Origin of the sequence: Rhodopirellula halodulae (assembly GCF_020966775.1) — a bacterium.
Lineage (GTDB): Bacteria > Planctomycetota > Planctomycetia > Pirellulales > Pirellulaceae > Rhodopirellula > Rhodopirellula halodulae.
Genome location: NZ_JAJKFV010000004.1, coordinates 291,027 through 313,176 on the forward strand (window position 1 = coordinate 291,027; position 22,150 = coordinate 313,176).

Sequence of the window (22,150 nt, forward strand, 5' to 3'; positions counted from 1 at the left end):
AACAAAGCGTTGTGTCACTTCAGTCGCGTCGAATCCATCGCTGCGACCAGTTCGTCGTCTTCGCGAATCGAGCGTTGCAACCCGTACAAGCTGATTCGCAGTTCCAATTCAATCCATTTGGCATTGGAACCCGAAGGTTCCATTCCCAACGTTTCAACCGTCATCAACCATTGCTGTTGATGAATCTTTCCTGTCACTTCCAAGATGGCGTCCAGCGTTCCGTCGGCTACCAAAGTCAACGAGTGCGTGTGCAACTCGAAGTCGGACTCCATGTCCATTTCAGGTAAGCGACGACTCTTTGGATCATCGTTGTCCATGGCCCATCGTCGACGTTGTCCATCCTCAATTTCCAAACTACGAAGCGTCGCTCCGCTTTGTCGCACGATGCCAATCATCGTGTCGCGAACTTGCTGGATCTTTTCCGGTGTGGTGGAACGATTCAGCAGTTCCGTTTGCTGTTGACTCAAGGTGGCTTCAACACGTTGCAATCGAACGTCACGCGACTTCAACGTGTCGAACTCGGTTTCGAGTTCCGACAGCTCACGATGCCCAGCTCGTAGTTCTCTGTAGTCATCGACCAGTGGCTTTCCGATCACTATCAACAAAACGAAACTTCCAGCCGCAACGATCACTCGGATTAGCCGATCATTCGGTTTATTCATCGAATGTCACCTTGTCCGATTTGAGCCACCTGAGGTTTGCGCATTCCAAGTCGAATTTGGAACAGCAGGCCATCGTCATCCGCACTGGCTCCCGTTCCCAACAACGCGACTTGGTTGATCTCTGGTACGCGGCGCACATAGCTGATGACGTCGTAGATGTTGTTCTCGTCCGCGGTCCAGCCTTCCAAATGGATTTGATATTCGGAATCCAACACCAGCGAACGCAGCCGAGTGTCACCTGGCAAACACTGAGCCAACTGGGTCACCAACTGATTGACTCGCGGTGAAAACGATTTTTGCTCCACCGTTTGCAAATGAGTAACATATTCGCGTGTGTCTTGAACTTCGGACAAGCGAACCTTGGTTTGTCGCATTTGTGTTTCGACAAACTCGCGTTTCTTGATCTGTTGATTGGCTCGGTTCTGTTCGCTGGACTTCATGCCGTAGGCAACCATCAACAGAACCACCGCCGCCGCGACGGGCCAATAAGTATTGGTGACACGCCGAAACAAGGACAGACTGCGATCACGTCGAATCTGTTGCAACAGATCCGGCTTGGGCAAATCTGGATTGGTGATCATCGGCAACACAGCCGCCATCACCGCCACGGTGTCCGTACGCGAAACGGGGACTTCGCACACAGTGGCTTCGGAATCTTCCGCCGCGTCTTTGTATCGCTGGATTGTCCATGCCGCCGTCTCCAAACTGATCGCCGACACGGACAGTTTGTCATCCTCCGCGAAACGTGCGACGACCGGATTCACCTTGTCGACACCACCACCCACAAACAACTGATCCAAGCGGTGATCCGACATGCCACGATGTCGTTGACAGAACCGTTGCAAACGTTCCAAGTGCCCATCGATCGCGTCCGCGAATTGAGTGCCATCTCGAGCAGCGGCTGGACGGTAATCCAATAGCAACCGACCTTGGAACGAAATCCCAACTTCCCACGATCGACCAAACGCATTCGCGATCAACACGGGTGCGTGATGATCCAACCCCAACCAACCAATCAACCGGGACACGCTGACCAACGAAGGCTCCACCCACGCGATCTCAACATCGCACATCCGGAACACTTCGTACAAGTTTTGCAGCCGCACCCGATTTCCGACCGCCGTCAAAGCATGCTCCATCCCCGGACCGATGGTCTCTCGGGTGTGGCCGGTGACTTTTCCACCTGGACCGAGCTGCAAGTAACGAGGGATGCGTCCCGCGAGTGCTTCCAAGTCGCGGTCGACGTCTTCCACCGTTCCAACCGAAATGCGTGTCACGCAGAAGTCACCACTGAGCGACAGAGCAACGGCTTCGTCGTTGATTTGATGACGTTGCTTCAGCGTTGTTAACGCCTCGACCATTTCATTCCAACGGCCGCTGTTGATCCAACCGCTGGGGTCCGAGCAACGCACTTGATCCACAATCATTTGATCCGCTGGTTCATCCAATTGAACCGCTTCGGCGGATTGCGTTGCGATCACCAGAATCAAACGATCGTCCTCAATGCGCATTGCAACGCGACGTTGAGTGCATGTCTCCGACGATGATCGCCGCAAGGGCCATCGACGAGAAGATTCGGTTGGAGTGCGATGAGAACGAGTCATATGCTCGTGCCAACGGCTATCTACCCTTGATGGCTGAGGTCAAAACCATTGGAGGTGGAAAGATTCCACCTGAATGCCGTCGGCTACCCAGATCTTGGCGGCAATACCAGCCTCAACGACGGCGCGGCGCTGGCAAGCTGTTAGGATGATCCGGGACGTTTCGATTGCAGATCATTGCCGGGTTCATTGTCATGTTCCATGCCGAGTCCATCGCAACGTTCCGATCGCCCTTGTTCCTCTATTCTTCTTGGCGGCCATTCCGATGCGACGTTCTCAACCTACTGTTCCTATCCAACGCCCTCCCGCGTTGACAAGTCTGCGTCACTGGACCACCGTCGCGATTGTGTCGGCAATTCTTTATGGCATGCTTCCTTGCCAACCCGTCGCTGCGCAGAACGGATCCTTTTTGGAAAGTCTGTTTCGTTCCATCGCGGAAAAGAAACTGCAGGAAGAACTCGCAAAGAAAAACGCGGATCGTCCTCAACGCCCGGCACCGGGTTCACCACCGCGTCCTGGCGATTTCCCCTCCGGTCCGCTGGGTCCATTTCCGGGCGGCCCCGCGCCGGGTCGCCCGCCATCTAGCTCGCCATCTCGTCCGAACGATGGGCCGCGAACGATTCGAACGTCTTCCCCAGAAGTCCGTGAATTCGCGGAACAGTTGGTTCAAATGGATCGGGAATTGATCTCCCTGAAAGACGCATTGCAAGCCGCGTCTCGACGGGATGCAGCCGTGCGAGCGTTGCTGCCGGAGGTTTATCAGGTGCAGGCCCAAGTGCGCAGTTTGTTGCACCAATGTGACGGCGCTCGATCGTTGGGGCCATTGAAAGACCCCTATCGATTGCTGGATCAACGGTGGCGAGAATTGTCGTTCCAAGTCCGATCGTTGCCACAACGTTCCGATGACTTGCGCCGGATTGTATCCAACTGTGATCAAACGGATCGACGCATGTCCCGTCGGTTCGGCTTGGAACCTCAGTTCGATCGCCACGGGCTTCACGATCAGATGATCATCGCCGCAACCTACATGCAAGCCTTGCTGGACGATCTCGAAACCGCCCGCGTGTCGACCGAGCAATGTCGTGATTGGGTCCATCGTGGTCGCTTGCTGCGTCAAACCATTTTGGAAGAGGCCGAACGAGTCGAATCCGTGAAGTACGACCAAATCGTCAGTCGCTTCACCGAGTTCGTGGCACGCTGGCAAGACTTTTCGGGTGAACTCGCGGCACTGCGTGATCCTGTGTTGGATCGTCGTTTGGCACGCATCGCTGAATGTGGCGATCAGACTTACGCCCTGCTGTGGATGCCACCTCCGCCGCGTCCCAAGCCACTGCCTGGTCCGGGTTATCCGGCTCCGGGGTACCCTGGTCCTGGCTATCCCAGTCCTGGCTATCCTGGACCGATTTTTCCGGGCCCCGGTTTCCCAGGTTCGGGGTCCAACGGGGAGCTGTCCTATGGCACACGCCAAGCGTTGTTGTCCGAAGCCGCCGCGTTGGAAGGATCCGCCGAATACTTCCGTGCGGATTTGAAACGTTACGCTCGCTACCTGACGCCGGATTCTTACGAACGCGACGTGTTGCGGGGCACGGATCGGCTCTACGATTTGTCCAAGCGTTTGCATGACGAACTCGACCGCCGCCAACCTTTGGACCGTCTGCAACGCACCGCGGCGGAATTGGCGGAAATCTGGGAAGATCTCTCGGACGAAATTGGACACATCGATTCGCACGGTTTGTCCGGTCGGCGAGCCCAATCCGTTCGCGAACGTTTCGAACAGATGTTGCCAATGGTTGGTTCGTTGACCGCCACACTACTTCCCGCCCGTTGATCCTTCGTTCATCGTTTCTATCAACATGAGTCACCGATCTGTTCGCTGTCCTCAGTGTCGGACACAAGCCAACATTCCCGCCGCCGTGGTCACCGCTCGATGTCCCTCGTGCGATCATGTCTTTGGCGTGGAAGCCGCCTTGGTCGCGGAGACTCCGATGACCGCATCGAAGACGCGTGCGAAGGCAACCACCGGTTCCGCAGGTGCCGGCCTGAACATTCCCGTGATCGCTGGGATATTGGCGGGACTGCTGATTCTGGGCACCGTTGCCGCGGGAATGGTCCTGCTGTCCTCCGGCTCCGCGGAAACCGACGCTGTTGCCACAAACTCAGGCTCCACGGCAGATGTCAGCTCGAATGCGGACACGCCGAGCGATGATCAACCGGTCTTGGTCGAGCCCACCGAGGCCCAACTGGCCGCCCTGCAAATCGCGAGGGTTCCGGAGGACAAACGCCGCCGAATCTACGATCAAATTCGCGATTCCGCTCGCACCACGATCGAAGCTCCTTTGTTGGTCCCCGACGGCAATCCCGTCCGAGCCACCTTGGAAAAGAACCAGCAGGCAATCCATGATCGTTCGCTGATGCAGCTTTCCGCTCTGCACGATGTTTCAATGGAAGACCTGGAGCGGATCACAATCGAAGGCGACACAAAGAACTGGGATCCGAGTCCTCGCAGTCACGCACGTCGCAACGGCGAACGTCTGTATCCCGAGGAACGCAGTCGCGGATGGAAAGGCAAAGGCAACTAAAACGCGGACTTGCTGGCGACCTTGAACGACAGACTCGCGATGGTCATGGACCGCGACTGTTTCACGCCAGTGTCGCTTGGACCGATGGATCCAATCGCGTTTGAACTCGCAAGATTCGAAACCCTGAATACACTGAGTCCAAACGTGAACGCTTGCACCAGGAATCGTCTTCCGCGTTCGTCTCCAAGGACACTTGTTCCACGGAACCTCAGCACCACGGATTGATGGCGAAACGTAAACCCGATCTCGATTCCCTCAGCGACGAGCAACTGCTCGACATGCGGATTTGCGACTTGGGCGTCACCATCCGTGATTCGCCACTGAAGAAGCGAATCGAGCAACTCAACGCCGAGCTGGCGGATCGCAATCTGCGATTCACTCCCCACTGTTGGTTAAGTGAGGATTGGTTTTCGCCCGATGAAATCCCTGGGATCGCCATTCCGTTTTACTTGGCGCATCCGCGACTGATGCGTTTGGAACGCAAGCAATTGTTGGAGGTCGAAGGTGGCACGCACGAATGGTGCATGAAAATCTTGCGACACGAGGCCGGTCACGCGATCGACACCGCCTTTCGATTGCGTCGGAAAGCTATCTACCGCAACACCTTCGGCAAGACCTCGCTGCCATACCCCGAATTCTACCAACCCAAACCGTCCAGCCGCGATTACGTGTTGCACCTGGACATGTGGTACGCCCAAGTGCATCCGTTGGAGGACTTTGCCGAGACATTCGCGGTTTGGCTGCGTCCCGGTTCCCGCTGGCGAACTCGCTACAAAGACTGGCCAGCGATTGAAAAGTTGAAGATGGTGAACGAACTGATGACGTCGCTGCAGGGGAAAAAACCGAGCGTTCAATCGCGAGCCACGCTGGATCCCATCAGCCGCATCCGCCGGACCCTGCGAACGCACTACGAACGCAAACGCCAACACTATGGCCTCGATCTGCCCAGCGTTTACGACAACGATTTGCGGAAATTGTTCTCGTCCGACCCCACGCATCGTCGCAACGTCACCGCCGCGGCATTCCTCAGCCGAATTCGCACGGAACTGCGAGCCTCCGTCGCGAAATGGACCGGCGAATACGCGTACACGATCGATCAAGTCATCCAAGAAATGATCGAACGCTGTCGCGAATTGCAATTGCGTCTGGGCACCACCCCCGAAGAAGCCAAACGCGACGCGATGATCCTGGTTGCCGTCCGCACGACCAACTTCTTGCACGAGGGAGGTCACCGTGCGGCGGTCTGATTCACGTGTTCACTGGAGCAACCAGCTCAAATCCTTCGCGGCGCGTCCAGCGGAGGCCAGGCCATGAGCAAGCTCCGCGTGCTGGTTCTGGTTCGGGAAGGCAACGTGCCGCCGGACTCGCTGGAAGGCTTCACCGACAAAGAAGCCGATCCTTGGAAAGCCGAATACGATGTTTGTGAAACCTTGCGAGGGCTTGGTCACGAAGTCCTTCCGCTCGGGATCTTTGACGACTTAGCGCCCATTCGTGCGGCCTTGCAGGAGTTCCAGCCCAACATCACGTACATGTTGCTGGAAGAGTTCTACGGCGTGGTCACGTACGATTTCGCGGTGATCAGCTATCTCGAATTGATGCAGCAACCCTACAGCGGATGCAACCCTCGTGGTTTGATGCTCAGCAAAGACAAGGCGTTGTCCAAGAAGCTGTTGATGTACCACCGCATCCCCACACCGCGTTTCACGGTGTTCCCCAATGGACGCGCCATCCGGCGACCTAAGAAGCTGGAATTCCCGCTGTTTGTGAAATCGACCATCGAAGACGCCTCGTTCGGCATTGCTCAAGCCTCGATTGTTCACAACGACGAAGCCTTGGCCGAACGCGTCGCCTTCTTGCACGAGAAAACGGGCGGCGATGTCATCGTCGAGCAATACATCGAAGGACGTGAATTGTATGTCGGCGTGATGGGCAACACGCGTTTGGTCACGTTCCCGGCGTGGGAAATGGACTTTGGCAAGATGCCTGACGAGTCAGCCCGGATCGCCACCAGCCGCGTCAAATGGGATCGCAACTACCAGGAAAAACACAACATCACTTGCCACGCGGCGGAAGGTCTGACGGACGCTCAGCAAAAGCAGATTGGCAAGCTCTGCAAACGTGTGTATCGGGCGTTGCACATGAGCGGCTACGCCCGCATGGACCTTCGAATGACTCCCAGCGGCGACGTGTATGTCATCGAGGCCAACGCGAATCCCAACATTGAATACGGCGAAGACTTCGCGGAATCCGCCGAAGCGGCGGGAATCTCGTATGAGTCACTGATCCAGCGAATTCTGAACCTGGGGCTCAGCTACCGCGCCGCCTGGATGGGATGAACTCGATCGCGGTCCGGTGGTGACACCCAAACGAAGTGTCTATCTGTGACCTTCGAACGAACGTTCCCCCAATTGGATTCGCGTTCGCTCTTTCCAAAGTTGCCTAACCGGACCTCCGGTTGCGGCGATGAATTCCGGTGTCAATTGTTCCGATGGGAAGCATTGGATGGATCGGATCACCGCCAACGCCCGCCGCTCGGCGAGTCAAGCAACGAAGGGTCTCAGGCAATGCCTCTCAAGAAGCTGTGGAATTCTCTGCGTGGAGTCACCCCTCAACCGAAGGTGACTTCGGAGGCGACTCCTGTGGCACCCGCTGCCAAATCGTCTGCGCAAGCCGATGCCGGTGCGGCGAAGACCCCGGTCGCCAAAACAACCGTGCCCGTGAAGGCATCACCTGCGGTCGCCAAGGCGAAGGTTCCGCCCGCCGTGGCCAAGGCGGCTCCTGCGGCGGAGGTTCCCGTCGCACCGAAAGCCAAACCAGCCTCGCGCGGCGTGCTCTCAATGCTTTCGCGTGGGGAACACGATGCGTTGGTGAAGCTGCTTTCAAAACAACAGCCCAGCAGCGTGTTGGAGGTGGGTGTGGGCGATGGGTCACGCACGCCGGCGATCGTTCACTCGCTGACCGAAACCCAACCTGAACTGAAGTACGCCGTCATCGACCAATTTGAAATGGTCGGCGGAATACTGAAGCTTCGCGATTTTCATGGTCAACTGGTTGGCCTGTCGATTCGACCTTCGATCATTCCGGAACCCGCGGCTCGTGGAATCGTGACCGTGCTGCACCGCTTGGGCATGATGGACGCGATCATCCTGGATCCTTCGTTGGACTCCGAGACACTGACCGAGATCGAAACGGTGATCGGCAAGGTCTCACACGCGGACACGACGATTCTGCGTCAGACCAACGGCAAGTGGGCGGCCAGTGCGTCGACATCCACGACGTTGCGTTCGAATCGACGCGCCGCTTAGCAGACCGTCTTTGCCGCCACGACGACGTTTCATCGAGTCAGTGCCGCGTCATCCAGCGTCGGATTTTTAGTTTGCCCCGGCTGCGTTCTCGCGGCCTGTTCAAATTCGTTCTCCCACCAATCCGCTGACATCGCCTGCGTCCACCGCCCCGCTTCCGGCAATGATTCCAAAGCAGCCGTGCAGGCTGCGACGGATGCGAATCGATTCTCGACCGAGCGATCCAAACATCGCATCAGGATGTCTTGCAATTGGTTTGGTAACTCGTGCGAGACACGTTCTTCCGGACGTCTGGGCACCTCTTCCAGTTGCTTCAAACACAGATCGATGACGGAATCGCCATCAAAGATCGGCCGCCCGGTCAGCAACGCATAGCCCACCGAACCGATGGAATAGATATCGCCTCGAGGGGACGCCGTCGCGGGATCGCGAATGGTTTCCGGCGCCATGTACAACGGCGTTCCAGTCATTGAGTCCGCGCGTGTGACGCCTTCCTGCAACGTCACATTGGAATCGCCACCGATGTCTTTGACCAAACCGAAATCCAACACCTTGATGTGATCCCACAAACCACCGTGAGCACTGACCAAGATGTTGGCTGGTTTGATGTCGCGATGAATCAGCCCGGCTTTGTGAGCCTCCGCGATCGATCCGCAAATCTGAAGCAAGAAGTGAACCGTGCGTTCCGGTGACTGCGGTCCATAAAAGTCGATCAATTGCTGCAGCGAGATCCCGTCGATGTATTCCATCACGTAATAAAACGTTTCACCGGGATCGACTTCTTCATCCAAACTGACCGTTCCTATTTGTGATTCACCCGTCACGGCGCTGTACTGGCCAAAGTCAAAAATGGCGATCGTATTGGGATGTCGCAGGGTCGATGTCAGCTGCACCTCGCGATGGAAACGCGCCACTGATCGGCTGCTCAATTGCTCGCCTTCCAAGACTTTGATTGCCACATCGCGACGCAGGTATTCGTGTCGTCCGCGATACACGGACCCCATGCCTCCAACGCCCAACAGTTCGACGATGCGGTACTGCCCAATTCGTCGTCCATCGATGGCTTCCTCTTCGCGTTGCAATCGGCGGAATGCGCGGTGACGTGAATAAGCAATCAGGCTGATCGCGATGCCCGCGAAAATCACGACTCCGGCCAGCGTCGCAATCAAAACGCGGCGGAGAATTGTTGCTGGCAGATACGCCTCGGAGAGTTCCATTTCCGTGACCACGGCGAACTCCAGATCCGGCAACCACTTCCAAGCTCCCACCACCATCGCACCGCGATAGTTCCGATACCCTGACAAATCCATCCCGTCCGCACGCCGCGTCGCCTGATCCGCCATTCGAGTCAATGGACGCCGCACATCGGGATCGTTCACCGCGTTTTCCAACAACACGTCATAGCCGGGATCGCGAATTTCGTAGTTCAGCACGCTGTTCCGCGGGAACCCTTTGTCGCCCAACGCCTCTTCGAACCGGCTGGACGATAGCAACCGGCCCTGGCCATCCATCGCGTAGGATTCGTCGGTCTCGCCGGAGCGGGTGATTTGCAACAGGTGGCTGAATCGGTCGTCGGCTTCCATCACCCAACCAAACGCACCGTAGCACTGGTGGCGATCCATGAGCGGCGAAACCATCACCATGATCGCATCGCGATCTTCCCATCCCTGAACGTACTGAGGCAGCACCAACGTTGATTGGCCGCCATGCAAACGATCAAAATTGGATTTCGAAAGATCCAATCGCAAATCGATCAATGATCGACGACTGCTGGATGCGATTTGGCCACTTTGGTCCAGCAAGACCCACGGCACCGATCCAATCAGAGGTGGAATCTCCACCAAGAGTTGACTGGTGACCTGTTCGCGTTCAGCGTCGCCGGATTGCAAACAATGCCGACACAACTGACGCACGACTTCGTCTTTGCTGTAGCGTTCGGATTCACTCCGCAAATCCGAGAACATCATTTTCAACGAGTGCTCGTTGGCCGCCAAAACAGACAGCAGCGATCTCCGCACCAAGTTCTCGGTGGCTCGTTGGATCGCCGAAGCCAAGATGGCTCCGGCCAAGCAAGCCGCTATCAAAACGACCAACAACGAAACTCCGGTGGCCACGCGACGACGCGTGAACCAAGGCTTGGACACCAAGGTCCGCTGCGTCCTGCTGCCGGATCGAACGTCGGTGTTGGCCGCGACGCCCAATCGCGATCGGATTTCCGCCGCACGCTGGCCCGAGTGATCGGTCAGGTTTTTTCCAAATGGCGCGTTGGAGGTCTCGCCGTGCGACAATCCCTCCCGCCGCAGCTCGCCAGATCCCAGCTCACTGGCTCGGACCGGTTCGAACCCATCCAGGGTCTTTCCGATCGCGTTCGAGGACTCGGGGGAGGAAGAATCACCGGGCATGCAAAATGCCGGTTCCTGTTGGAACCGGTTTCGTGAAAATCAATGGAGTAGGGGGCGCAGCCCCACCACTCTAGTCTTCTTCACGCAATTTCGCGAGCGCGGACAAGTCTTCCAGCGTCGATGTGTCACCCTTCAATTCGCGTCCGGCCGCCACATCACGCAACAATCGACGCATGATTTTCCCGCTGCGGGTTTTCGGCAGGGCCGCGGTGAAACGAACGTCGTCTGGTTGAGCCAGTGCCCCGATCTCCTTGCGAACGTGCAGCCGCAATTCTTTGCGGAATTCCTCGCTGTGTTCGCGGTCGTTCGTGGTGACAAACGCCGCGATCGCCTGACCTTTGCAATCGTCAGGACGACCGACCACGGCTGCTTCGCAAACGTCGGGGTGCGACACCAGAGCCGACTCCACTTCGATCGTGCTCAGTCGGTGACCAGAAACGTTGATCACATCGTCGATGCGTCCCATGATCCAGTAGTAACCATCGGTGTCACAACGAGCGTTGTCGCCCGTCAAATACTTACCGGGCACGTCCGACCAGTACTGCTGCACGAAACGTTCTTCATCGCCGTAGATGCCGCGAAGCATTCCCGGCCAAGGCTGAGCGATGCAAAGCTTGCCACCATGCTCGCTATCGACCGGATTGCCAACCTCATCCACCACGGTCGGGACGACGCCAGGCAATGGCCGTGTGCAGGACCCGGGTTTGGTGGGTGTGATGCCAGGCAGCGGACTCATCATGATGCCGCCCGTTTCCGTTTGCCACCACGTGTCGACGATCGGGCAACGCTCGCCACCGATCTTTTTGTGATACCACATCCAGGCTTCTGGATTGATGCCTTCCCCCACGCTGCCCAACAATCGCAAACTCGAAAGGTCGTGCTTGTCGACATGTTGGTCGCCCCATTTGATGAAGGCGCGAACCGCGGTCGGTGCGGTGTAAAGAATGTTGACCTTGTGCCGCTCGACGATGTCCCAGAAACGATCTTCGGCGGGGAAGTTTGGTGCTCCCTCGTACATCAAACACGTCGCACCAGCCGACAACGGACCGTACACGATGTAGCTGTGCCCGGTGATCCAACCGCAATCCGCGGTGCACCAATACACGTCTTCTTCGCGATGATCGAACACCCACTGAAACGTCCGCTTGGCCCACAAGTTGTAACCGGCGGTGGTGTGCAGGATGCCTTTGGGTTTGCCCGTGCTGCCGGAGGTGTAGAGGATGAATAGCGGCGTTTCGCTATCAAGCGGCTTGGCTGCCATCTCGCCCGGTTGCGAATCCACCACGTCATGCCACCAAACGTCGCGTCCTTCCGTCATCGGCACGTCTTCGCCCGTGCGACGCAACACCAAGCAGTGCTCAACGGTGGGTGAATTCGCCAAGGCTTCGTTAACGGTTTCTTTCAGCGGCAAAATTTTCCCACGCCGATACAGACCATCCGATGTGATCATCAGTTTGGCCGATGCATCGTTATTTCGTTCCGCGATCGAGGCGGCACTGAAACCGGCAAAGATGACCGAGTGGATCGCACCGATCCGAGCACAAGCCAACATCGCGATGGCGAGTTCCGGTGTCATCGGCATGTAAAGGCTGACCACGTCACCCTGACCGATTCCCAACTGCGTCAAACCTTCGGCGCACTTCGCGACTTCGGTTTGCAACTCGGCATAGGTCAGTGTGCGTTGGTCGACGGGTCGGCCGTTTTCCATCGGCTCGCCTTCCCAGATGATCGCGGTTCGATCACCTCGACCGGCGGCCACATGAGCGTCCACGCAGTTGTAGCTGGCGTTGGTCTTGCCTCCGACAAACCATTTGGCGTGAGGCGGTTGCCAATCGCAAACCGTTTGAAACGGTTCAAACCAATGAAGGTGTTCTTCGGCTTCGGCTCGCCAAAACTCGTCCGGGTTGTCTCGCGCCGCAGTGGCCAACTGTTGATACTGTTCCTCGGTTGAGATCACCGCTTTGGAAGTGAATTCAGCCGTGGGGTGAAACAATCGGTCTTCGACCAAAACGTGATCGATTGATCCGGAACCATCGGCTGAGGCGGGTTGGTTCGAACTGGAGTCAGACGAGGACGCGGTGGGCATGGGGATGGTGGGGGCAATTGAGTAGCAAGGAGGGAAATTGAGCAACCCTTAGCTTAATGGGAATCCATCGAGTTGTGGTGGAGGCGTTTCAACAGGAATTCGCTACGATACAAATCGTGTCCTCAAAATCCGTTTCTTTTCCACTCGCGATGATTGACCCCATGGACTGGACCACGATTGACGATTGCCGCACCTGCACCGAATTGCCGAAACCGGTCGAAATTCGCGGATGGGTTCGCACGCGGCGCGACAGCAAAGGCGGATTCAGCTTTCTGGAAATCAACGACGGAACCAGCCTTGGAAACCTGCAAGTCGTCGCTCCCGCGGAACTGGACAACTACGCCGATGAAATTCAAAAACTGACCGCCGGATGCAGCGTGGTCATCCAAGGCGAGCTAGTGGAATCCCCCGCCAAAGGCCAGTCGACTGAAATGCACGCCTCCTCCGTTCGCGTGATCGGATGGTGTGATGGCGAGACGTATCCGTTGCAAAAGAAACGTCACTCGTTCGAAAAACTTCGCGAGTGGGCTCATCTGCGTGCCCGCACCAACACGTTGGGCGCGGTGATGCGAGTTCGCAATCGAATCAGCCAATCCATTCACCAGTTTTTTGACGACGAAGGATTCAACTACCTCCACACGCCAATCATCACGGCCAGCGACTGCGAAGGCGCCGGCGAGATGTTTCGCGTGACGACGTTGGACCTGGAAAAACTGGCTGGATCAAGCCGCCCTCTCGATCCCAAACAGGACTTCTTTCAAAAGCCAACGCACCTGACCGTCAGCGGACAACTGGAAGCGGAAACCTACGCCACCGCGCTTTCGCGTGTGTACACGTTTGGCCCGACCTTCCGCGCTGAGAACAGCAATACGTCGCGGCACCTGGCCGAATTTTGGATGGTCGAACCCGAAGCCGCGTTCTACGACCTGCAAGACAACATGCGATTGGCGGAAGCCTTCCTCAAACGGATCTTCACGGATTGCTTGGATCATTGCGGGGAAGACATGGAATTCTTCGATCTGCGAATCGAGAAAGGAAAGATCGATCAACTGAAATCGGTGATCGAGAAACCCTTTGAGCACATGACCTACACCGACGCGGTCGAACGATTGCTCGCATCCGACGAATCGTTCGAGTACCCGGTGCAGTGGGGAACGGATCTGCAAGCCGAACACGAACGTTACTTGACCAGCGTGGTGGGCGGTCCCGTGATCCTGACGGATTATCCATCGACGATCAAACCGTTTTACATGCGAGTCAGCGATGATGGCAAAACAGTCGCGGCCATGGATGTGTTGGTTCCTGGCGTCGGCGAAATCATCGGTGGTTCTCAACGCGAAGAACGCTTGGACGTGTTGCAGCGTCGCATGGCCGAAGGAGGCTTGGACGAATCCGAATACTGGTGGTACGTCGATCTGCGTCGTTTTGGAACTGTGCCCCACGCGGGTTTCGGGTTGGGGTTGGAACGTGCCGTTCAATACGTCACTGGCATGGCCAACATTCGTGACGTGATTCCATTTCCACGCACGCCCGGCAACGCCGAATTCTAATGACGCGCGGCGTTTGTCGACTGGCTCCCTCACCAACCGGAGCACAACACCTGGGCAATGCGAGAACGTTCCTGATCGCGTACTGGAGCGCGCGGTCTCAGGACGCTCGTTTGATCTTGAGGATCGAAGACATCGACTCGCCGCGAGTCAAACCGTGGGCCACGCAGCAAGCCATCACCGATTTGCGTTGGTTGGGAATGGACTGGGACGGCGAGCCAATCATCCAGACCGAACGCTCGTCACTTTATGACGAAGCTCGTCAGAAATTGCTCGACGACAATCGCATTTACCCCTGCACCTGCACACGTCGTGACATCGAAGCCGCCGCGTCCGCACCGCACGAAAGCCCGGCATCGGGATGGGCTCCCGACGCCCCGGTCTATCCCGGCACCTGTTCGACTTGGCAAAACGGCGAACCACTTCCAACCGGCAAACCGTTCTGCTTTCGATATCGAATGAATGCCCATCCGAACAAGTTCACGGACTTGGTTCACGGCGAAGTGACCTGCGACCCGCTTACCGACATCGGCGATTTCCCCATCACGCGAAAAGCGGAACATGCGGAGGACTGCTTAGCGGCGTACCAATTGGCGGTCGTCATTGATGACATCGACGCGGGTGTGACCGAAGTCGTTCGAGGCGACGATCTGATTCTCAGCACGTTCCGGCAACTGCAGCTCTACGAATCATTGGGGCAGACGCCTCCTGCTTACGCTCACGTTCCCTTGGTCACCGGTACCGATGGTCGCCGGCTGGCAAAACGTCACGGCGACACACGATTGTCACACTTTCGTGATCAAGGCATGCCGCCGGAAACCATCGTGCAATGGGCGGCCGAATCCTCCGGCTTGATGGCAACGAAGTCCTTGGATGGTCTGACGATGCATCAAATGCATCGACAAATGATCGAGCAGTTCGACTGGGATAGAATTCAACGCTTACCCACCATCGTCGAATCGTTCAACGAAACCGAGTGAGACGACACACTGCCGTTTTCACCCGTTGACGCGAACGACCACGCGTCCGCGATGTTTGCTGTCGCCCCAATTCTGGGCGGTGGGGACCACGTCGTCCAAAGCAATCTCGTTGGTCATTCGTTCCAACTTGTCCAAGTCCAAATCCTGTAGCAGACGTTGCCAGGCTTTTTGACGCTTCGACGTTGGACAGTAAACACTGTCGATCCCAGCGAGCGTCACGCCTCGCAAGATGAACGGGGCCACCGTCGCGGGCAGATCCATTCCTCCGGCCAGTCCACATGCGGTGACCACGCCGCCGTACTTGGTCGAGGCACAGATATTGGCGAGCGTGTGACTTCCGACAACATCCACGGCCCCGGCCCAGCGTTCTTTGGCCAGCGGCTTACCAGGCTCGGAAAACTCTGACCGCGGCAGAATTTCGCCAGCTCCAAGTTCTTTCAAATAGCCCTCTGCATCCGAACGTCCAGACACCGCCGCGACCTCGTAACCAAGGTTTGCCAGCACACTGATCGCGACACTGCCCACGCCCCCACCGGCCCCCGTCACCAAGATCGGTCCGTCGTCCGGCGAAACGCCTCCGTCTTCCAAAGCCATCACGCACAACATCGCGGTGAACCCGGCGGTCCCGATCGCCATGGACTGACGGGTCGACAATCCCTCCGGCAACGCGACCAACCAATCCGAATTCAAACGTGCCTTCTCGGCGTAACCGCCCCAATGCGTTTCGCCGACGCCCCATCCGGTCAGAACCACTTTTTGTCCTGCAATGATCGAGGGGTTCTTGCTGACTTCCACGACACCGGCCAAATCGATTCCCGGCACCATGGGGAACGATCGAATCACGGGAGCCTTTCCGGTGATCGCCAGCACGTCTTTGTAGTTGAAGCTGGACCATTCCACTCGCACGGTCACGTCGCCATCGGGCAACTGCTGTTCGTCGATGCCTTGCAGCGTCGCATTCACCCCAGCGTCGCTCTTCTCAACCAATACGCCTCTCATGTTTGCTCCTCGTTTCAATGTGGGATGTGGCCCATCAACGTCTGATGTCGATTGGTGTGCGATTGAGTTCTGACGAGAATTTGGATTGGTGTTGCAATGATGATTCCTTTCCAACATCCGCCTTCCTCTCTCGACGTGCAACCAGTCGCAAGATCCGATCGTTGACGCTCGGGTGACAGGTCGTCTCCATAGAGCCCCACGAGGTCGAAAATCATTTGGCCCCGCAAAACACGCCGGTTGCGAAAATCTGAACGGCGAAAAAATGGAGGCAGTTGTTCCATTCACCTACCATGCGTCTCCCGCAAAGATTCCCCTCCCTCCGTTTCCCACCTGAGCCGTCATGCAAATGTCGTCCTCCATGCTCACCCGCGTCACGTTCGCGTTGTATCTGATTTGTTTCGCACTTCTACCGTCCCTGAATGCCGACGACTCCATTCGGCAATGGGAAGTCACCGAGATCCGTCTGACTGCAGACACACTTCCGGATGTGCCCATCGATGCGTCGCTGAACGCTGAATTCACACACGAATCCGGCCGAGTCTTCCAAGTCCCCGGGTTCTATGACGGGAACAATGAATACTGTATTCGCTTCACCGCACCTGATTCTGGCAAGTGGACCTACAAGACTCGATCCGATATCAGTTCGTTGACCGGTCAAACGGGCACACTCGATGTGCAACCCGCCAGCGACCATCGACGTGGCGGGATCGAGCTGGATCCCGATCACCCGAGGCAATTTCAATACCAAGATGGAAAGCGGTACTACCCGATTGCCTTTGAGTGCGATTGGCTGTTTGCGTTGGACGCGGAGAACGCCGATGGCATTCCCAAGTCGAGCCGTCTCATCGACACGATCGCGGACAACGGATTCAACCAAGTGGTCATGAACGTGTTCGCGTACGATGTCAATTGGAAGAAAGACGACCAATTGATCGACAAGTACGACTACGGCAGCCCCGACGTGTATCCGTTCGCGGGCCACAACAAATCACCCGACCACTCACAGATCAACATTGAATACTTTCAGCGTCTTGATCGGGTCATCGAATACTTGGACGAAAAAGGCATCGCCGCGCATTTGATGGTTTACGTCTGGAACAAGAACGTGAACTGGCCGGAAGCCAATGGTGACGCCGACAACCGCTACTTCGACTACGTGGTTCGCCGCTACCAAGCCTACCCGAACTTGATTTGGGACATTTCCAAAGAAGCCCTCGGATACGGGCACAACGATGTGAACTACATCCACGGTCGTATCGAGCGACTAAGAAACCAGGATGCCTATCAGCGACTGATCACAGTGCACGATTACAGCTACTGCCGACGTTTCGCCGACAAGATCGATTTTGTTTCGGTTCAACTTTGGCAATCGGAACTGCATCATGTGATGCGTGATGTCTGCAAGAACATTCCAGGCAAACCCATTCTGAACATTGAACACGGTGGCTACGAGCGTGGCCCCTACGTCGTCTTCAACGGGAACTACACCTCACCCGAAGTTTGCCTGGAACGTTCTTATCAATGCGTTTTCGCTGGCACGTTTCCGACTCACTACTGGCAGGGTGCGGCTTGGAACGTCGTGATCGACGATCTCAAAGATCTCACACCGGATCAACGCCCACGTTTGGAATATTATCGCCACCTAGAAACGCTGGTCGATAAATTTGATATCGGCAATTTGATCGCCGGCGACGTGCGTAGCAACGCGGGTTTCTCTCTGCACAACGACAAGGGGTTGATCCTGTACTACGTCCCCAAGGAGTGTGACTTCCTCGGTTTGCGACTTCCAAAGGGCCTTCAAGGTGAAACGATGTCGCTGCAGTGGTTCAATCCGTTTGACGGAACCTTCAGTGAAACCTCCGAACAAACCATCACGCGGTGGCCAGCGGTAAAAGTTCCCGAGGGCGACGGTTTCCGTGTCTTGATCTTGCGTCACCCTTCCTAACCAATCCGTTTCAAACGAGCCCGATTTGTCTCGTCCACCCATCCCCGCTGCTTCAACAGCGAGGAAAGGTGGGTTTGAATTCGTTGCTTGATCAGACGGCAACGGGAATCCGTTGCAAGAATTCCAAAGTCGCACTGGCGAACTCCTCCGGGTTGTCTTGAGGAGTCCAGTGCGAGCAGTTTTTCATGGGATGCATCTCTGCGTGAGGCATGTCCTTGACCAACTGCTCCGCGGTGCTGATGGGTTGCCATTTATCATCCTCACCCCACAACAACAACGTGGGTTGATTCATCTTCGGCAAGCGATCGGTCAACGGCGTGGTGTGGTTCGTGTTCAAACTGGCCGCGTTGCGCACCAAACTCACAATCCCGTCGGGTTCGCAGTACGGCGTCACAATGCCTTCTTTGAAGTCATCCGTCAGACGTTCTTTTCGCGACAGACCAAACTCGAAACTCTCGACCAGTTTCTCTCGCATCTCTTCCGGCTGTAACTTCGCGTTGCGTGGATGACCGAGAGCCAACATTTCATCGACCGGCCAACTGTCATAGGCGACACTGTTGGACAACACCATCGATTGCACCAATTCCGGATGACGGTCGGCAAGAATCAACGCGACTCCGCCGCCAATGTCGTGGGCGACAAAGTGAGCTCTCTCGATGCCCAGGTGTTCCAAAAAGCGTTCGGTCACATCCGCTTGAAATTCGATCGAGCGATCAAATCGATCACGTCGGTCGGAGTAGCCATAGCCAACCATGTCGGGCGCGATCACTCGGTAGTGCTTGGCAAGCTCGTCGATCACTTCATGGAACAAGAACGACCACGTTGGAATCCCATGCAGCAACAGCAACGGCTCGCCTTCGCCAATGTCGGTGTAGGCAATTTGCAGTGGTTCATCAATGACTCCGTCAAGCGAAATCGTTTGTTGGCGGTTTCGAAAATCTTGGATCTTCATATCAGGTCTCCTGGGGGCATTTCGTGATTGTGGACAAGCTTCACGCCTTTTCTTGAACGTCCGTTCAAATAAAGAATGAGCAACCACGGAGTTAATCCGCCGAACTCGTCGACTGACCGTTCCATCGTTTCGCCCTGCGGTGCATTCTCGCGGCGTGGATCGCCCCAGCAGATCAGCCAAACGCACCTAGAAACTCGCAACGAACGATTAGCTGCCAAAGAGCAGCGTTCGAAGCGTCAGCAGGGTTTGCTTTGTACTCGCCGCGTTTCCGCTCACTCGCGAGTGCAACAAAGCGCCGTCTCCCGCCGCCACGGTCAATCTGGCCAGCGATTTCGCGGAAAGACTTTGATCCATCTCCCCGGCATCCATCGCCTGCTGGAACGTTTTGGCAAATTCACTCACCAAATGCCGAGTTGAATCCGCCATCACAGCGGCAATGGCCGCATTTTTCGGGCCAATCTCACCGCCCGTGTTGATCAACAAACAACCACGATGATCATCGGCCCGCGCATCCGCTTCCCAACGAGCAAACACACGACGCACACGCTGACTTGCGGTGCCAGAACCTCGCAGCATTTCGATCACTTCATTGACGCGTGAATCGATGTAGCGACGAAGTGCCAACTCAAACATCGCGGCTTTGTCGCCAAACGCGTGAACCAGACTTTGCCGCCCCTCACCCGTGGCCGCCTCCAATTCGCGATAGCTGGTTTCGTTGTAGCCGAGTCGCCAGAAGACTTCGACGACCTTCAGCAAAACCTCGTCCCGATCGAATCCTCTCGGACGACCGATGGAACGTGGGGATGCATTCGATGAAGACATGACGGCGGCGCGAAGCGATGAAATGGACGATTGGCTGCTGGAAAATGGGCTGCTTCAGACGGGAACGCAGCCAGCATCAAATTACTGGCATCCCCAACGCTTTCCAATCGCGAATCCGCCCAACGTTCCGCCGACGAGTTCACCCAACCAAGAAGACCACCTCGCTCACCAGATCCAACGCGTGCCCACCAGACCGCTTTGGAAAGTCGACTTGGAGTTCAAGTTGCCTTGATAGGCAAACGTCATTTGTCCGCCCAAGATCATTCCCCAATCCAATTGGGCACCCAGCGACAACCAATCTCGCCCCGTCTCCGCACTTCGCGTATTCATGTCGTTTCCATTGGCGCGCACTGTCGCAATGGTCATCTGCTGGTCGTCCAAGTATTCGTGCATCCAACCAAACCGTAGCTGCGTCGTCGCGGGTCCCAGTTGAGTCGCGTTTGTACCGGCGAGAGAACAACCCACGGTGGTTCGCAACGATTGCCCGTCGATGGCGGTGGTATCCAGCACAAAGTCACTGTCGCCCGTCTCGGATGCGGCACCCAAGTCCGCTTGAGCGCCTTGTAGCGAAATGAATGACAGCCACAACCAATCGTCAGACGACATGACCGAGCCGACTTCAACCGAGGCGAACTGATCATTGCCATCTAACTCGCTTTGAGCGGAAGTTCCCGTCTGCAAGACGGACATGGACCGATCGATCGAATGGTCTTGGTAACCGTAACCACCGGATCCAAACACATAGAACCGTTCACCCACGTACTGGGCGGCCCCTCCGAAACGGTAGAGATCGGTGTCCGCTTCCTGTCCTAGACCCAGCATGTTCGTATCAGCAGCACCGATTTGCACAAATCCATGCACCCCCAATCCCACCGGTGCAATGTATCCCGTGCCGATCTCCACCCCACCAATCGTGCGGCGATATCCTTCGGCTGGACAATGATCGACCTGGGTGTCCAGTGACATGCCGTACCCTCGCACCCAAGGCGACCAGTGACCGGAGGTGTAAAGATCGGACTGCTGCAGCAGCACTCGGTCGCGCAGAGCATGCATCGCGTTGTGGGCTTCGTTGATCTGGGCGTCGACCAACGATGGATACAAGGCACCCGCCAATTGACCCGCCGCCTGACGGACTCCCATGGAGGACTCACTTCGCAATTGGTTGATGGCGGTTATCTGAGCTGCCGATCCCCCGACCCGTAAGGAGTCCAACTCAGTCGCCGCGTCAGTCAAGTTGCATCCGTTCAATGCGTCGACAAAGCTGTCACCGTTGTCTTGCAAGATCAAGCTCAAATCGTTCGCACCGACATTCGAAATCGCCTCCAAAAACGGATTGTTTGGCAACTGGAAAACTTCCGCGGAGTTGGCCAACGTCCCCGACAATCCCCCCGTCGACATCAACGTGAACGTGTCACCAATGCTGTAGTCCGATCCCATGAAGAAAGGACGTAAGGTGGCGTTGTCGATGCTCGCCGTCCCGGTCACTTCGATCCGATCATTCGGCGTCGCCGCGCCGCCATGGATGTCCATACGCAGCGTCGAATCGTCCGCAGTCAGCGCGCCATCAATGTCCATCTCAGCAACGCTGCCATTGCCGTTGCTGCTTCCCGGCATAACGATCCCACGAGCGATGATGTCGCCAGTGATTTGCTCCCCACCGCCGATCCATGTGGTGGAAGTATCCAGAACGATCTCTTCCGGATTGACCGAATTGATCACTCGCAATTCCCCCAGATCAATCACACCACCGGTGAAATTCAGGGGATTGCGACCGTTCAAATCGATGGTGACCGGCGCGACATTTTGATTGGTGAACGAAATGCTGTCGGTCATGTCTGGCAAATCGCTCGCCAGAGTGATCGTCGCGGGTCCGGTGATGTTGAAAACGATCCGGTCACCCGCCGCAGCATTGGTGATTGCTTCCCGCAACGTCCCATCACCGGAGTCGTCGATGCTTGTGACCACGATGTCTTCCGCAACGACACCCTGCGATTGAAACGCCACCGCGACGATCACGGCCAATCGCAAGAGTTGCCGACGCAGGCTTCGCGTCCCTCGCGAGCCCCAATTGATAGACGGGCGAACACTGATGCGAGCGGTCATTCGTTTCATTCCGGTGAGTCCATTCGTAGAGGTCACACGCTTCATCGGCTTCCTGCCGAATTCAGCGACACCTCTTCACGCTCACTATGAGCACACCCGCGTGGGCAACACCGCTTCCTCCCGGACAACCCGCAAACCTTCTCCAGCCCCTCCGCTCACAATAAAATCCA

Annotated in this window: 16 protein-coding genes; 8 read left to right on the forward strand and 8 right to left on the reverse strand. The window is 56.5% G+C overall.

Annotated elements, in window-relative coordinates; all coding sequences use genetic code 11:
* Positions 1 to 14: 14 nt before the first annotated feature.
* Both LOC70_RS05005 and LOC70_RS05010 read right to left on the reverse strand, forming a co-directional pair.
* Positions 15 to 662 carry a hypothetical protein gene (locus LOC70_RS05005; protein WP_230252260.1) on the reverse strand — a complete coding sequence of 216 codons (648 nt, stop codon included), beginning with the start codon at positions 660 to 662 and terminating at the stop codon, positions 15 to 17.
* Positions 659 to 2,173, reverse strand: a complete 1,515-nt coding sequence (locus tag LOC70_RS05010; protein WP_230252261.1) for a hypothetical protein — start codon at positions 2,171 to 2,173, stop codon at positions 659 to 661. The genes LOC70_RS05005 and LOC70_RS05010 overlap by 4 nt, the downstream gene beginning before the upstream one ends.
* Before the next feature lie 457 nt (positions 2,174 to 2,630).
* Between LOC70_RS05010 and LOC70_RS05015 the strand changes: the two genes are divergently transcribed.
* The 5 genes from LOC70_RS05015 to LOC70_RS05035 all read left to right on the forward strand — a co-directional run bounded on the left by LOC70_RS05015 (position 2,631) and on the right by LOC70_RS05035 (position 8,147).
* Positions 2,631 to 4,091, forward strand: a complete 1,461-nt coding sequence (locus LOC70_RS05015; protein ID WP_449314291.1) for a hypothetical protein — start codon at positions 2,631 to 2,633, stop codon at positions 4,089 to 4,091.
* 25 nt (positions 4,092 to 4,116) lie between these two features.
* Positions 4,117 to 4,842: a zinc-ribbon domain-containing protein gene (locus LOC70_RS05020; RefSeq protein WP_230252263.1), complete on the forward strand. Its 726-nt coding sequence runs from the start codon at positions 4,117 to 4,119 to the stop codon at positions 4,840 to 4,842.
* Between the two features lie 224 nt (positions 4,843 to 5,066).
* Entirely contained in the window at positions 5,067 to 6,089 is a 1,023-nt protein-coding gene (locus LOC70_RS05025) for a putative zinc-binding metallopeptidase (RefSeq protein ID WP_230252264.1), read from the forward strand.
* 63 nt (positions 6,090 to 6,152) lie between these two features.
* Positions 6,153 to 7,178, forward strand: coding sequence for a D-alanine--D-alanine ligase family protein (locus LOC70_RS05030; protein ID WP_230252265.1), 1,026 nt, complete (start codon positions 6,153 to 6,155; stop codon positions 7,176 to 7,178).
* Between the two features lie 228 nt (positions 7,179 to 7,406).
* Positions 7,407 to 8,147 carry a hypothetical protein gene (locus LOC70_RS05035; RefSeq protein WP_230252266.1) on the forward strand — a complete coding sequence of 247 codons (741 nt, stop codon included), beginning with the start codon at positions 7,407 to 7,409 and terminating at the stop codon, positions 8,145 to 8,147.
* Positions 8,148 to 8,176: 29 nt separating this feature from the next.
* Here LOC70_RS05035 and LOC70_RS05040 read toward each other — a convergent pair whose 3' ends face one another.
* Positions 8,177 to 10,546 carry a serine/threonine protein kinase gene (locus LOC70_RS05040; protein ID WP_230252267.1) on the reverse strand — a complete coding sequence of 790 codons (2,370 nt, stop codon included), beginning with the start codon at positions 10,544 to 10,546 and terminating at the stop codon, positions 8,177 to 8,179.
* 70 nt (positions 10,547 to 10,616) lie between these two features.
* The gene (gene acs / locus LOC70_RS05045) at positions 10,617 to 12,632 is read right to left on the reverse strand and encodes an acetate--CoA ligase (RefSeq protein WP_230252268.1); all 2,016 of its coding nucleotides are present in this window, start codon (positions 12,630 to 12,632) and stop codon (positions 10,617 to 10,619) included.
* Between the two features lie 161 nt (positions 12,633 to 12,793).
* Here acs and asnS point away from each other — a divergent pair, with 161 nt between their 5' ends.
* Together asnS and gluQRS are read left to right on the forward strand one after the other, a co-directional pair.
* Positions 12,794 to 14,182, forward strand: a complete 1,389-nt coding sequence (asnS, locus tag LOC70_RS05050) for an asparagine--tRNA ligase (protein WP_230252269.1) — start codon at positions 12,794 to 12,796, stop codon at positions 14,180 to 14,182.
* The gene (gluQRS, locus tag LOC70_RS05055) at positions 14,182 to 15,159 is read left to right on the forward strand and encodes a tRNA glutamyl-Q(34) synthetase GluQRS (protein ID WP_230252270.1); all 978 of its coding nucleotides are present in this window, start codon (positions 14,182 to 14,184) and stop codon (positions 15,157 to 15,159) included. Before asnS ends, gluQRS begins: the two co-directional genes overlap by 1 nt.
* Before the next feature lie 18 nt (positions 15,160 to 15,177).
* Here gluQRS and acuI read toward each other — a convergent pair whose 3' ends face one another.
* Positions 15,178 to 16,158, reverse strand: coding sequence for an acrylyl-CoA reductase (NADPH) (gene acuI, locus LOC70_RS05060; protein WP_230252271.1), 981 nt, complete (start codon positions 16,156 to 16,158; stop codon positions 15,178 to 15,180).
* A 346-nt stretch (positions 16,159 to 16,504) separates the two neighbouring features.
* On the opposite strand from acuI, the gene LOC70_RS05065 reads away from it, so the two are divergent.
* Complete coding sequence (locus LOC70_RS05065; RefSeq protein ID WP_230252272.1) at positions 16,505 to 18,103, forward strand: DUF5060 domain-containing protein; 1,599 nt, start codon at positions 16,505 to 16,507, stop codon at positions 18,101 to 18,103.
* A gap of 91 nt (positions 18,104 to 18,194) precedes the next feature.
* On the opposite strand, the gene LOC70_RS05070 is transcribed toward LOC70_RS05065, so the two are convergent.
* The 3 genes from LOC70_RS05070 to LOC70_RS05080 form a co-directional block, all read right to left on the reverse strand.
* Positions 18,195 to 19,055 carry an alpha/beta fold hydrolase gene (locus LOC70_RS05070; RefSeq protein WP_230252273.1) on the reverse strand — a complete coding sequence of 287 codons (861 nt, stop codon included), beginning with the start codon at positions 19,053 to 19,055 and terminating at the stop codon, positions 18,195 to 18,197.
* 207 nt (positions 19,056 to 19,262) lie between these two features.
* A complete protein-coding gene (locus LOC70_RS05075) occupies positions 19,263 to 19,877 on the reverse strand; it encodes a TetR/AcrR family transcriptional regulator (RefSeq protein WP_230252274.1) in 615 nt (204 codons plus the stop codon).
* 165 nt (positions 19,878 to 20,042) lie between these two features.
* The gene (locus LOC70_RS05080) at positions 20,043 to 21,980 is read right to left on the reverse strand and encodes an autotransporter family protein (protein ID WP_315857197.1); all 1,938 of its coding nucleotides are present in this window, start codon (positions 21,978 to 21,980) and stop codon (positions 20,043 to 20,045) included.
* Positions 21,981 to 22,150 lie beyond the last annotated feature (170 nt).

Bases quoted from the DNA above. Each gene is read 5' to 3' on its own strand.
- LOC70_RS05005 (WP_230252260.1), bottom strand. From the start codon at position 662: ATGAATAAACCGAATGATCGGCTAATCCGAGTGATCGTTGCGGCTGGA.
- LOC70_RS05010 (WP_230252261.1), bottom strand. From the start codon at position 2,173: ATGCGCATTGAGGACGATCGTTTGATTCTGGTGATCGCAACGCAATCC.
- LOC70_RS05015 (WP_449314291.1), top strand. From the start codon at position 2,631: ATGCTTCCTTGCCAACCCGTCGCTGCGCAGAACGGATCCTTTTTGGAA.
- LOC70_RS05020 (WP_230252263.1), top strand. From the start codon at position 4,117: ATGAGTCACCGATCTGTTCGCTGTCCTCAGTGTCGGACACAAGCCAAC.
- LOC70_RS05025 (WP_230252264.1), top strand. From the start codon at position 5,067: ATGGCGAAACGTAAACCCGATCTCGATTCCCTCAGCGACGAGCAACTG.
- LOC70_RS05030 (WP_230252265.1), top strand. From the start codon at position 6,153: ATGAGCAAGCTCCGCGTGCTGGTTCTGGTTCGGGAAGGCAACGTGCCG.
- LOC70_RS05035 (WP_230252266.1), top strand. From the start codon at position 7,407: ATGCCTCTCAAGAAGCTGTGGAATTCTCTGCGTGGAGTCACCCCTCAA.
- LOC70_RS05040 (WP_230252267.1), bottom strand. From the start codon at position 10,546: ATGCCCGGTGATTCTTCCTCCCCCGAGTCCTCGAACGCGATCGGAAAG.
- acs (WP_230252268.1), bottom strand. From the start codon at position 12,632: ATGCCCACCGCGTCCTCGTCTGACTCCAGTTCGAACCAACCCGCCTCA.
- asnS (WP_230252269.1), top strand. From the start codon at position 12,794: ATGGACTGGACCACGATTGACGATTGCCGCACCTGCACCGAATTGCCG.
- gluQRS (WP_230252270.1), top strand. From the start codon at position 14,182: ATGACGCGCGGCGTTTGTCGACTGGCTCCCTCACCAACCGGAGCACAA.
- acuI (WP_230252271.1), bottom strand. From the start codon at position 16,158: ATGAGAGGCGTATTGGTTGAGAAGAGCGACGCTGGGGTGAATGCGACG.
- LOC70_RS05065 (WP_230252272.1), top strand. From the start codon at position 16,505: ATGTCGTCCTCCATGCTCACCCGCGTCACGTTCGCGTTGTATCTGATT.
- LOC70_RS05070 (WP_230252273.1), bottom strand. From the start codon at position 19,055: ATGAAGATCCAAGATTTTCGAAACCGCCAACAAACGATTTCGCTTGAC.
- LOC70_RS05075 (WP_230252274.1), bottom strand. From the start codon at position 19,877: ATGTCTTCATCGAATGCATCCCCACGTTCCATCGGTCGTCCGAGAGGA.
- LOC70_RS05080 (WP_315857197.1), bottom strand. From the start codon at position 21,980: ATGACCGCTCGCATCAGTGTTCGCCCGTCTATCAATTGGGGCTCGCGA.